At 67.9% G+C, this 11,930-nt stretch carries 9 protein-coding genes and 1 riboswitch; of the genes, 8 read left to right on the forward strand and 1 reads right to left on the reverse strand.

The window, feature by feature from the left end:
• Positions 1–86: 86 nt before the first annotated feature.
• From U5A58_RS30395 to U5A58_RS30430, 8 genes are all read left to right on the forward strand, one after another.
• On the forward strand, positions 87–1,511 hold the full coding sequence (locus U5A58_RS30395; RefSeq protein WP_321964214.1) for an amidase: 1,425 nt from the start codon (positions 87–89) through the stop codon (positions 1,509–1,511).
• A 162-nt stretch (positions 1,512–1,673) separates the two neighbouring features.
• Positions 1,674–2,204, forward strand: a complete 531-nt coding sequence (locus U5A58_RS30400; protein ID WP_321913866.1) for a disulfide bond formation protein B — start codon at positions 1,674–1,676, stop codon at positions 2,202–2,204.
• 373 nt (positions 2,205–2,577) lie between these two features.
• Entirely contained in the window at positions 2,578–4,143 is a 1,566-nt protein-coding gene (gene xdhA, locus U5A58_RS30405; RefSeq protein ID WP_321964215.1) for a xanthine dehydrogenase small subunit, read from the forward strand.
• A 23-nt stretch (positions 4,144–4,166) separates the two neighbouring features.
• On the forward strand, positions 4,167–6,539 hold the full coding sequence (gene xdhB, locus U5A58_RS30410; protein ID WP_321964280.1) for a xanthine dehydrogenase molybdopterin binding subunit: 2,373 nt from the start codon (positions 4,167–4,169) through the stop codon (positions 6,537–6,539).
• Positions 6,540–6,617: 78 nt separating this feature from the next.
• Positions 6,618–7,676, forward strand: a complete 1,059-nt coding sequence (gene xdhC / locus U5A58_RS30415; protein ID WP_321964216.1) for a xanthine dehydrogenase accessory protein XdhC — start codon at positions 6,618–6,620, stop codon at positions 7,674–7,676.
• Between the two features lie 40 nt (positions 7,677–7,716).
• Positions 7,717–8,790: an adenosine deaminase gene (locus U5A58_RS30420; protein ID WP_321964217.1), complete on the forward strand. Its 1,074-nt coding sequence runs from the start codon at positions 7,717–7,719 to the stop codon at positions 8,788–8,790.
• Positions 8,791–8,983: 193 nt separating this feature from the next.
• Positions 8,984–10,291, forward strand: a complete 1,308-nt coding sequence (guaD, locus tag U5A58_RS30425) for a guanine deaminase (RefSeq protein ID WP_321964218.1) — start codon at positions 8,984–8,986, stop codon at positions 10,289–10,291.
• Between the two features lie 46 nt (positions 10,292–10,337).
• Positions 10,338–10,493, forward strand: a riboswitch (yybP-ykoY riboswitch).
• A 92-nt stretch (positions 10,494–10,585) separates the two neighbouring features.
• Complete coding sequence (locus U5A58_RS30430) at positions 10,586–11,158, forward strand: TMEM165/GDT1 family protein (protein ID WP_321935148.1); 573 nt, start codon at positions 10,586–10,588, stop codon at positions 11,156–11,158.
• Positions 11,159–11,163: 5 nt separating this feature from the next.
• Here the strand turns inward: U5A58_RS30430 and U5A58_RS30435 are convergent, their stop codons facing one another.
• Positions 11,164–11,850 (reverse strand): DUF4136 domain-containing protein, encoded by a 687-nt coding sequence (locus U5A58_RS30435; RefSeq protein ID WP_321964219.1) that lies wholly within the window; start codon positions 11,848–11,850, stop codon positions 11,164–11,166.
• Positions 11,851–11,930: the final 80 nt, after the last annotated feature.

Raw genomic sequence — 11,930 nt, forward strand, 5'->3', positions numbered from 1 at the left:
AAGGAAAAAAGCCGACCTACAATGATGCGACCCTCGCAGGCAATGCCCGCCCGCGCCGCAGCGCATCGACCGAATCTTCTGCCGCCATGACATCCGCATCCACTGCCTTTTCGCCGTTCCCTCCCCTTGCCCAGCTCGGCGCCGATCTCGCCGCAGGCCGCACGACGAGCCGCGCGCTCGCCGAAGCCGCACTCGAGCGCATCGCCGACCCGGCCGGCCAGGGCGCAACTGTCTTCACGCATGTCGATGCCGAGCGCGTGCGCGCCGCCGCCGACGCACTCGACCGCCTGCGCGCGGCCGGCACCGTGCTGTCGCCGCTTGCGGGCATCCCCGTCTCGGTGAAGGATCTGTTCGACGTGGCGGGCGAAGTCACGCGCGCCGGCTCCACGGCGCTCGCGAATGCGGCGCCAGCCAAGGAGGACGCCGCCGCTGTCGCGCGGCTGCGCCATGCGGGCGCGGTGCTGGTCGGCCGGACCAACATGAGCGAGTTCGCGTTCTCGGGGCTCGGCCTGAATCCGCACTACGGCACGCCGCTTTCGCCCTGGCATCGCGGTGTGGCGGGCGATGCGCGCGTGGCGGGCGATGCGCGCGTGGCGGGCGATGCGCGCGTGGCGGGCGGCTCGTCCTCGGGCGCGGCGGCCTCGGTCGCGGACGGCATGGCCGCCGTCGCGCTCGGCACCGACACCGGCGGCTCCCTCCGCATTCCCGCCGCGTTCTGCGGCCTCACGGGCTTCAAACCCACCGCGAGGCGCATTCCGAAAACGGGCGGCGTACCGCTGTCCCCCACGCTCGACTCGTTTGGCCCGATCGGCAACACGGTGGCGTGCTGCGCGCTCGTGGACCGCGTGCTCGCCGGGCTCGCGCCGCGTGTGCCGGCCGCGCGCCACCTCGAAGGCGTGCGCCTTGGCGTGCTCACCAACTATGTCACCGACGGCGTGGACCCCGAAGTCGCGGAGACGATCGATACGGCGCTCAAGCATCTGGATGCGGCCGGCGCGATCGTGAGCGAAGTCCGCTTTGCCCCCTTCGAGCGCTTCGGCGAAATCAACCGCATCGGCTTCTCGCCGATGGAGGCGTATGCGTGGCATCGCGAGCTGATTGCGAAGCATCGCGATCAGTACGACCCGCGCGTGCTCGTGCGCATCCTGAAAGGCGAACACGCTACGGCCACCGACTATCTGGATCTGATCGCCGCGCGCGCGGCGGTCATGGTGGAGGCCCAAGCCACGCTCTGGTCGCGCTTTGACGTCGTGATCGCGCCAACCGTGCCGATCGCGCCGCCGCCCGTCGCGCCGCTCACCGCCGACGACGACGTCTTCGCACGCACCAACGCGCTCGTCCTGCGCAATCCGAGCGCGTTCAATTTCCTCGATGCGTGCGCGCTCTCGCTGCCGTGCCATCACTATAGCGCGGCGCCCGTCGGGCTGATGCTCGCCGCCGCGCCCGACAACGACGACGTGCTGCTCGCCATTGGCCGCGGCGTCGAGGCGGTGCTCGCACCGCTGCGCTGACCTGAGCGCAAGTCGCTCGAAGCAACCGCTGCGCGCGAGCAAGGACACGTCCGCGCCGCGCGCAACCTTCGCGCTAGAATCCCGTCACGCCGTCGCAGCCGCCGGAAACCGCCAGGTCGCTGCGCCAGACAACCCGAACGAACGAGCCAATAAACGAGCCTCATGAACGACGATAACGCGCTGTTGCGCCGCGAGCGCGGCCTGCTGGTCCTCCTTGGCCTGATCTGCCTCGCGCTCCTCGCCGGCGCCTTGTACTTCCAGTATGTCGAGCATCAGGACCCCTGCCCGCTGTGTATCCTGGGGCGCTACTTCCTGGTCCTCATCGCGGTCTTCGCCTTTCTCGGCGCGCGCATGACGAGCTGGCGCGGCGTTCGCGTGCTCGAAGCGCTCGTGGCGCTTTCGGCGGCTGGCGGCGCGGTCGCGGCCGCGAAGCTCGTGTGGGTGCAGGCGTTCCCGAGCTACAGCTGCGGTTTCGACACGCTGCAGCCCATTGTCGACAGCCTGCCGTTCGCGCACTGGCTGCCCGGCGTGTTCAAGGTGCAAGGCCTTTGCGAAACCACCTATCCGGCGACGCTTGGCCTGACCATGCCGATGTGGGCGCTGCTCGCGTTCATCGTCGCGTTCCTGGCCGTGACCTTGAGCCTGTGGCGCAACCGACGCCGCCAGGTGTCCTGGCCCGGCATCCGCCGCTAACCGGCTATTGGGCACGGCGCGCACGCGCCCGCCCGAACTCCCGCGCCTCATCCGCCGCCGCCCAACCATCGGGCGGCGCGCCCCGCCAGCGCGATTCGAGCGTCAGCTTTGCGCAGCAACATCGAATCGCGCACGACTCCCGCATCTTCCCGGCCATCCAGGCGCGTTCGCCGCATGCAACGGCTGCGCACCGCCATACGCGCTGTGACGGCTTCATGACCCAAGTCACATAACCCCCATCTAGCGGGGGAAATACTTTCCTGCGGCGAGCGGTGCTATCTTCGGAACTGGATGGCGATCTACGTGCGCGAGGCCGGTGTTGGCGCGCCCCTCTCGTAACGCGCGCCTGATCCGCAATGTCCCCGGGTTCACCATGACAACGCAAACCATCCGCTTCCTCCACCGAGGCGCCGTGCACGAAGTGCGCGGCCTGCCTCCCACGCGCACGGTGCTTCAGCATCTGCGTGAGGATCTGCGCGCCTGTGGCACCAAGGAAGGCTGCGCGGAGGGCGACTGCGGCGCCTGTACCGTCGTCATGGGCGAACTCGACGGCGAAGGCCGTCTCGCGCTCAAGGCCGTCAACGCCTGCATCCAGTTCCTGCCTACCCTCGACGGCCGCGCGCTCTACGCCGTCGAAGATCTGCGCCAGCCCAATGGCGCGCTGCACCCGGTTCAGCAGGCAATGGTCGATTGCCACGGCTCGCAGTGCGGTTTCTGCACACCGGGCTTTGTTATGTCCCTGTGGGCGCTCTACGAGAATCAGCCTGTCGGCGCAGGCCTGCCCACTCGCGAAGAGATCAACGAAGCGCTTTCGGGCAATCTGTGCCGCTGCACCGGCTACCGGCCGATCATCGAAGCGGCGCTGCGCATGTTCGACGAAACCTGTCACCCGCGCGTGGCGCTCGATCGCACTCGCGTCGAAGCCCAGTTGCGCGCGCTGCAGCGCACCGGCACGTTCGAATATCACGGCCCCGACGTGCGGGGCGCCGCGCACGGCAAAAGTGCGTTCTACGCGCCGCGCACGCTCGAAGCCTTCGCGGCGCTGCGTGCCGCGCATCCTGACGCGCGCGTACTGGCGGGCAGCACCGATGTCGGCCTGTGGGTAACGAAGCAGTTCCGCGAGCTGGGCGACCTCATCTACACAGGCAACGTCGCGGAAATGAAGACCGTTTCGCGCGACGCCCAGACGCTCACGATTGGCGCGGCGGTCCCGCTCGAAGCAGCCTACGCGGCGCTCGCCATCGACTACCCGGAACTCGCGGAACTGTGGGCGCGTTTCGCCTCGCTGCCCATCCGCAACGCGGGAACGCTCGGCGGCAACGTCGCGAACGGCTCGCCGATCGGCGACTCGATGCCCGCGCTGCTCGCGCTCGACGCCACGCTCGTGCTGCGCCGCGCGGCGCGCGTGCGCACGCTGCCGCTCGCGGCGTTCTACACGGGTTATCAGAAGAACGCGCTCGAAGCGGGCGAATTCGTCGAAGCGATCCGCGTGCCGCGCCCCGCGCCGACTCTGCGCTTTCGCACCTACAAAGTCTCGAAGCGCTACGACCAGGATATTTCGGCGGTGTGCGCCGCGTTTGCACTCGACGTGCGTGAGGACGGCACACTCGCGAGCGCGCGCATCGCCTACGGCGGCATGGCCGCGATCCCGCAGCGCGCCGCGCTCGCCGAGGCGCAGCTTAGCGGCGCAAACTGGGACGAAACCAGCGTTCAGCGCGCGATGGATGCGCTCGCCACCGACTATCGGCCGCTCACGGACATGCGCGCGAGCGGCACGTATCGTCTAAATGTCGCACGTAACCTGCTGTGGCGCTGCTGGCTCGAAACGCGCGACGATGCGCCGCTCGCGCTGTGCGACGTCAACGCGTTCGCCTTCGCCGAAGGCGACGACGATGGCCGGGATGATCAGGACAGCGCAACCGCCGGAGCCACGCCATGAACGATCAAGCCGAACCGCTCGTCATGCGCCAGGAACAACGCGATGAGCACGCCCACGAACACGCGCTCGGCGCGCCGCTGCCGCACGAATCGGCGGACGCCCATGTGAGCGGCGAGGCGCGCTATACCGACGACATCCCCGAACTGCACGGGACCGTGCACGCGGCGCTCGGCCTCGCGCGCCATGCGCACGCGCGCATCGTCGCGCTCGATCTCGAACGCGTGCGCTCGTCGCCGGGTGTGCTTGCGGTGCTGACAGCCGCCGACATCCCCGGCGAGAACGACTGCGGTCCCGTCGTGCACGATGACCCGGTGCTCGCAAGCGACGTCGTGCAGTACCTCGGGCAGCCCGTGTTCGCGGTGATCGCCACGAGCCACGAACTCGCACGCCGCGCCGCGACGCTCGCGGCAAGCGATGACGTCGTTCGCTACGAGCCACTGGAACCTGTTCTCAGTATCGAAGAGGCGCGCAAGCGCCAGCATTACGTGCTGCCGCCGCTGCGTCTCGTGCGCGGCGCGCCCGATACAGCACTCGCCGCGGCGCCGCATCGCCTCGCGGGCACGTTCACCGTGGGCGGCCAGGAGCAGTTCTATCTCGAAGGCCAGGTGGCCTACGCGCTGCCGCAAGAGCAAACGGGCATGCTCGTCTATAGCTCGACGCAGCACCCGAGCGAGATGCAGCAAGTCGTCGCGCATCTGCTCGGCTGGCCCGCTCACCGCGTGAGCTGCGAATGCCGGCGCATGGGCGGCGGTTTCGGCGGCAAGGAATCGCAGTCGGCGTTGTTCGCTTGCGTCGCCGCGCTCGCGGCGCACAAGCTGCAGCGCCCCGTGAAGCTGCGCGCGGATCGCGACGACGACTTCATGATCACCGGCAAGCGCCACGACGCGCTCTACACCTACGAAGCGGGCTACGACGACGAAGGACGGCTCCTCGGCGCACGCGTGGAGATCGCGCTGCGCGCGGGCTATTCCGCCGATCTTTCGGGCGCGGTCGCCACGCGCGCGGTTTGTCACTTCGACAACGCCTACTATCTTCCGGACGTCGAAATCGTCGCGCTCTGCTGCAAGACGAACACGCAGTCGAACACCGCGTTTCGCGGCTTCGGCGGCCCGCAGGGTGCGCTCGTGATGGAAGTGATGCTCGACGAAATCGCGAGGACCCTGGGCCGCGATCCGCTCGATGTGCGGCGCGCGAACTACTACGGCATTGGCGAGCGCGACGTCACGCCATACGGCCAGCGCGTGGAGGACAACGTGCTCGCGCCGCTCACCGACGATCTGCTCGTGTCGAGCCGCTATCGCGACCGCCGCGCGGCCATCGACGCGTATAACCGCACGAGCCCCGTGCTCAAGCGCGGCATGGCGCTCACGCCGGTCAAGTTCGGCATCTCGTTCAACGTGCCGCATCTGAACCAGGCGGGTGCGCTCGTGCATGTGTACCGCGACGGCTCCGTGCTCGTGAACCACGGCGGCACCGAAATGGGCCAGGGGCTCAACACCAAGGTCGCGCAGGTCGTGGCGGGCACGCTCGGATTGCCGCTCGCACGCGTGCGCGTGAGCGCCGCCGATACGTCGAAAGTGGCCAATACGTCGGCCACGGCGGCGTCCACGGGCAGCGACCTCAACGGTAAGGCCGCCGAGGACGCCGCGCTGACGATCCGCGCGCGCCTCGCGGCGTTCGCGGCGGCACAATACGGCGGCGCGCCCGAAAATGTCGCGTTCGAAGGGGGCCTCGTGCGGGCAAACGGCCAGGCGATCGCTTTTGCCGAATTCGTCGAACTCGCGTATATGAAGCGCGTGCAACTGTGGTCCGATGGCTTCTACGCCACGCCCAAAGTGCATTGGGACGCGCGCACGCTCACCGGCCATCCGTTCTACTACTTCGCCTATGGCGCGGCGGTATCGGAAGTGGTCGTCGATACGCTCACCGGCGAATGGAAGCTCGTGCGCGCCGACGTGCTGCACGACGCGGGCCAGTCGATCAATCCGGCCATCGATCTCGGCCAGGTGGAGGGCGGCTTCATCCAGGGCATGGGCTGGCTCACGACCGAGGAGCTTTGGTGGAACCGCGACGGGCGGCTCATGACGCACGCGCCGTCCACGTACAAGATCCCGGCGGTGAGCGACACGCCGGAGGCGTTCAACGTGAGGCTGTATCGCAGCGGCGGCAACGACAATGTGGAGCCGACCGTGTTCCGCTCGAAGGCCGTGGGCGAACCGCCCCTGCTTTTGCCGTTCTCGGTCTTTCTCGCGATTCGCGACGCCGTGGGCGCGGCGGTGCCCGAGGCGCGCGAGGCTGCGCCGCTGCGCGCGCCCGCGACGCCTGAAGCGATTCTCGATGCGCTGGAAGCGCTGCGGGCGAGCGAACCCGCGGCGCTTCACACGCTCCAACCGTGAGGCGCGGTCGAAACAAGGCCACGAAGATTAACCGGCGGCACAGGCTACAACGTGCCGCCCCGTAGGGAGAACCGCCAGATGCAAGCCTGGCTTTCCGATTTGCAGCAACTGCTCGCGCACGGCGACGCCGCCGTGCTGGTCACCGTGGCGCGCGTCGAGGGATCGGCGCCGCGCGAGGCCGGCACGAAGATGATCGTCACGCGCGAAGCGGCCCGCCACACCATTGGCGGTGGCCACCTCGAATGGAAGGCCATTGAAATCGCGCGCCAGGTGCTGCGCGACGGCATGCGCACGCCGCACGCGCGGCGACTCGAGCGCCTCGCGCTCGGGCCGAGCCTCGGCCAGTGCTGCGGCGGCGCCGTGGTGCTCGCGTTCGAGCGCCTCGACGTAGCCGACCTCGGCTGGCTCGCCACGCTCGCGCGCCGCCTCGCGGCAGGCGCGTCGACCGTGCGTAGCGTATCATTCCGCTCCTCGCGGAACGGGAGCCCCGAGGGCGAAGGCACCGCAGCCGATCCGGCCATGCTCTCCGAGCCGGAACCGGGCGTGGAAGCGCCCGACTGCCTGCTTTGGGAAACGGGCGGCGCGCTGCTCCTCACCGAGACGATCGCGCCGAACGACTTTCCCGTCGTGCTGTTCGGCGCGGGCCACGTGGGCGCAGCGCTCGTGCGCGTGCTCGGCACGCTGCCCTGCCGTGTGCTGTGGGTCGACGAGCGCGACGCCGCGTTTCCGACGCCCGAGGCCTTCGCGCTGCTGGGCGCGCCCAACGTCGCGATCGACGCGAACGACGCGCCCGACGAAGCCGTCGACACCGCCCCGCCCGGCACGAGCTTCATCGTGATGACGCACGATCATTCGCGCGACCTCGATCTCGCCGAGCGCATTCTGCGCCGCGGCGACTTCGTGTTCTTCGGCATGATCGGCTCGCACACGAAGCGCAAGCAGTTCGAGCACCGGCTCGCCGCACGCGGCATAGACCCCATGCAGATCGCGCGCATGAACTGCCCGCTCGGCGTGGACGGTATCGTCGACAAGTCGCCTGAAGTCATCGCCGTCTCGGCCGCCGCGCAACTGCTGCAGGCCATCGAGGCAGCGAAGCTGGCGAGCGCGGCGCATGTCCCCGCCACTCATTCCGCGTGATGTCAAACACTGAAGAACCCATAAGCGAATCGAAACGAACATGACGATCACGATCCCCGCCAACCCCGCCGCCAACACCGCCGCGAGCGCAACGGCACTCGTCGAAAAGGCCGCCAACGCGCCGAAGGCGGAGCTGCACATCCATATCGAAGGCTCGCTCGAACCCGAGCTGATCTTCGCGCTCGCGCAGCGCAACAACGTGAAGCTCGCGTACGACTCGATCGACGCGCTGCGCGCGGCCTACGCGTTCACCGACCTGCAGTCGTTTCTCGACATCTACTACGCAGGCGCGAGCGTGCTGCTCACGGAGCAGGACTTCTACGACATGACGATGGCGTACTGCGAGCGCGCGCTCGCCGACAATGTCGTGCACACCGAAATATTCTTCGATCCGCAAACGCACACCGAACGCGGCGTGCCGATCGAAACCGTGGTCGCGGGCATCGACCGCGCGCTCGCCGACGCCGAAAAGCGCGGCCTCACGAGCAAGCTGATCCTGTGCTTCCTGCGCCACCTGAGCGAAGCCGATGCACTCGCCACCTTCGATGCCGCGCAGCCGCTCTTCGCGCGCTATGCGCGCCTGATCGGCGTGGGCCTCGACTCGTCCGAGCGCGGCCACCCGCCCTCGAAGTTCGAGCGCGTGTTCGAGAAAGCACGCGCGATGGGCCTGAAGCTCGTTGCGCACGCGGGCGAGGAAGGCCCGCCCTCGTACATCTACGAAGCGCTCGATCTGCTCAAGGTCGATCGCGTCGATCACGGCGTGCGTAGCATCGAAGATCCTGCGCTCGTCACGCGTCTGGCCGACACGCGCGTGGCGCTCACGGTGTGCCCGCTCTCGAACACCAAACTGTGCGTGTTCGACGACATGACGCAGCACACGCTCAAGCAATTGCTCGACAAAGGCGTTGCGGTGACCGTCAATTCCGACGACCCCGCCTACTTCGGCGGCTACGTCAACGAGAACTACCGCGCCATCATCGAAGCGCTCAAGCTCGACGACGACGAGGTGTACGCGATCCTGCGCAACGGCTTCGAGGCTTCGTTCGTGACGCCCGAAGAGCGCGCCGCGCTGATCGCGAAGCTCGACGCGAACTGGAAGCGCACAACGGCTTAAAGCGTGCACTAACGCGCGAACAAAAACGCGGACTCGTCCGCACAGCAAGCCCCAGCCCGGGCTGTCACACGAATCCGGTCCAGCGCGCGAGCGCCGGACCGTGGGCCCTCTCGCGCCTCGTTTTCAGGAGCGGCGCGCGACATGCGGGGCATGCATTGGACGAATACCTGAATTTATCGGAGACGAAGTTCCCATGACTCAATCGGCTTACCGCGCAAAACTGTTGACGTTCACCGGCGATCCCGCGCAATCGTCCGACGCCGCGGTCTTCAACGAAGACGGCGTCGTGATCGTCGAAGACGGCCACGTGCTCGCCTCGGGCGCGTGGTCCGCGCTCAAGTCGCGTGTGAGCGATGGCGCAACGGTCCATGACCTGCGCGACAAGCTGATCGTGCCGGGTTTCATCGACACGCACATCCACTATCCGCAGACGGACATGATCGCCTCGCCTGCGCCGGGTCTGCTGCCGTGGCTGAACACCTACACGTTCCCGACCGAACGCGGCTTCGAAAACGAAGCGGTGGCGCAGGACACGGCGCGCTTTTTCGTCGATGAACTGCTCGCCTGCGGCACGACCACGGCGCTCGTGTATTGCACCGTGCACAAGCAGTCCGCCGATGCGCTCTTCACCGCGAGCGAAGCGAAGAACCTGCGCATGGTCGCGGGCAAGGTGCTGATGGACCGCCACTGCCCCGAGTTCCTGCGCGACACGCCGCAAACGGGCTACGACGACAGCGCCGAGCTGATCGAGCGCTGGCACAACCGCGGGCGCCAGATGTACGCGCTCACGCCGCGCTTTGCGCCCACCTCGACCGAAGCGCAGCTCGAAGCGTGCGGCGCGCTCGCGAAGGCGCACGGCGACATCTTCATCCAGAGCCACGTGGCGGAAAACCCCGACGAGGTGAAGTGGGTCAAGGAACTGTTCCCTGGCCATCGCAGCTACCTCGACGTGTACGATCACTACGGACTCCTGCGCAAGCGCGCGGTATATGGTCACTGCATCTGGCTCGACGACGAAGACCGCCGCCGCATGGCGGACACCGGCACGGTCGCAGCGCACTGTCCGACCTCGAACCTGTTCCTCGGCAGCGGCCTGTTCGACTTCGACAAGGCGGGCGCATCGTCGATGCCTGTCACGCTCGCCACCGACGTGGGCGGCGGCACCTCGTTCTCGATGCTGCAAACGATGAACGAGGCGCACAAGGTCGCGCGCATGGGCGGCCACCATCTCACGGCCACGCGCATGTTCTGGCTCGCGACAGCGGGCGCGGCCCACGCGCTCGATCTCGCCGACAAGATCGGCACGCTCGCGCCCGGCAGCGAAGCGGACTTCGTCGTGCTCGATGCGCAGTCCACGCCGCTGCTCGCGCGGCGTACGGCGCGCGCCGAATCGCTGGAAGAATTGCTGTTCGCGCTCGCCCTGCTCGGCGACGACCGCGCCGTGTTCGAGACCTACGCGGCGGGCAAACGCGTGCACAGCCGCGCCGGCGCGCACCGCTGAAAGCCCCACCCGGCGCGGGTTGCAGGGAAAACCTGCATGGTATAATCCGCGCCTCATTGGGGAGTAGCCGCCTCCGAATCGCGCCACAGTGCCGCAGCGCCGGTCTCAAGACCCCACGCTTGCCGCGCGCGAATTCGCGGGGGCGTCCGTCAACAGACTTGGCCTGCGCGGCCATGGCGGACGCAGCCTTTATCCCGGGCCTGGCGAGACCGATGACCCATGACCGCCGCAACAGGGCCCGGCGGTTCGTGGGTCGTCGCTCGCACACACCACGGCCCGAGGATCCACCACAACGTGAACCAAGCCTTTCTGGTTTCCACCGGCGCCGTCGCGCTCGCCGAAATTGGCGACAAGACGCAGTTGCTCTCGCTCGTGCTCGCGGCGCGCTACCGCAAACCCGTGCCAATCATTCTCGGTGTGCTCGTCGCCACGCTCGTCAATCACTCGGGCGCGGGCGCGCTCGGCACGTGGCTCGGCGCGCTCGTCACGCCGGGCGTGATGCGCTGGGCGCTCGCCGCCTCGTTCGTCGCCATGGGGCTGTGGATTCTCGTGCCGGACAAGCTCGAAGAAGGCGAAGCGAGCGTGAACCGCTCGCAGCTCGGCGTGTTCGGCGCGACGGTCGTGACTTTCTTTCTCGCCGAGATGGGCGACAAGACGCAGATCGCCACCGTCGCGCTCGCCGCGCGCTTTCACGACTTCTTCGGCGTGGTGGCCGGCACGACGCTCGGCATGATGATCGCGAACGTGCCCGCAATCCTGCTCGGCGACCGCTTCGCCCACAAGCTGCCGACGAAGCTCGTGCATGCGATCGCGGCGGTGTTGTTCGTCGTGCTCGGCGTGCTCGCGATTCTGGGCGTGGGGTTCTGACGTGCCTATTTGGCGGGTGCGGCTGCGGCACCCTGCGCCGCAGCAGGCGAGGCCGCACTGGTCTCGTTCGGTTCGCCGCCGCCCTTGCCTAGCGAAATCTTGACCTCCGTCACGGTGCCGTTAGCCAGAGGGAAATTCCCGAGCGCGCTCTGCACGAGAAAGGGCATCACACGCACGAGCGACGGATCGTCGCCGGAAGTGCGCGCAGTCACGTTGTAGACCTCCTTGCCGCTCGCCCTTTCGGTGATGCGAATGCCGAGCGCATGCGAATACACCGGATAGGTCTGGTTCACGTAGGCGGGCTGATACGGTCCCCACGCGCCCCACGGGTTCCAGGGGCCCCAGTACGGGCCCGGCCAGGGGTTGTAGAACACGGGCTGCGCAACCGTCACCGTGTCGGTGCGGCTGCCGTAAGCGAGCCCCACGAGGTAGTGCGCCTGCGGTTCGGCCACGAGGCGGAACGCATGCGTCGCGAGCCCGTTGGCGACGAACTGCTCGTAGGTGCTCTGCTCGATGCTCTGGCTCTGCTCGGCGCTGCGTGTGAACGCAAAGGTGCGCGTGGCGTCGCTGCCGCCGTCCCATGCGGAGAAAGCGGTCACCTGGCTCGTCACGTAAGTCGTGCAGCCGGAGAGCGTGAGTGCGAGCGCCGCCAGCATCAGTAGGGCGCGGCGGGTCCATCGGTCGTGCATCATGGTCTTCTCGTCTTCAGTTGGAAAGGTGCAGTCGTGGGGGCCGCTCTCTCCGATACGAACTTTGCGCCGCGCTTATTCCC

It is taken from the genome of Paraburkholderia sp. J7 (genome assembly GCF_905220155.1).
In the GTDB taxonomy this organism is placed as follows: Bacteria; Pseudomonadota; Gammaproteobacteria; order Burkholderiales; family Burkholderiaceae; genus Paraburkholderia.

Excerpts from the sequence above, each read along its gene's own strand:
- U5A58_RS30435 (WP_321964219.1), bottom strand. The coding sequence starts at position 11,850 with ATGATGCACGACCGATGGACCCGCCGCGCCCTACTGATGCTGGCGGCG.
- U5A58_RS30395 (WP_321964214.1), top strand. The coding sequence starts at position 87 with ATGACATCCGCATCCACTGCCTTTTCGCCGTTCCCTCCCCTTGCCCAG.
- xdhA (WP_321964215.1), top strand. The coding sequence starts at position 2,578 with ATGACAACGCAAACCATCCGCTTCCTCCACCGAGGCGCCGTGCACGAA.
- xdhC (WP_321964216.1), top strand. The coding sequence starts at position 6,618 with ATGCAAGCCTGGCTTTCCGATTTGCAGCAACTGCTCGCGCACGGCGAC.
- guaD (WP_321964218.1), top strand. The coding sequence starts at position 8,984 with ATGACTCAATCGGCTTACCGCGCAAAACTGTTGACGTTCACCGGCGAT.
- xdhB (WP_321964280.1), top strand. The coding sequence starts at position 4,167 with ATGCGCCAGGAACAACGCGATGAGCACGCCCACGAACACGCGCTCGGC.
- U5A58_RS30420 (WP_321964217.1), top strand. The coding sequence starts at position 7,717 with ATGACGATCACGATCCCCGCCAACCCCGCCGCCAACACCGCCGCGAGC.
- U5A58_RS30400 (WP_321913866.1), top strand. The coding sequence starts at position 1,674 with ATGAACGACGATAACGCGCTGTTGCGCCGCGAGCGCGGCCTGCTGGTC.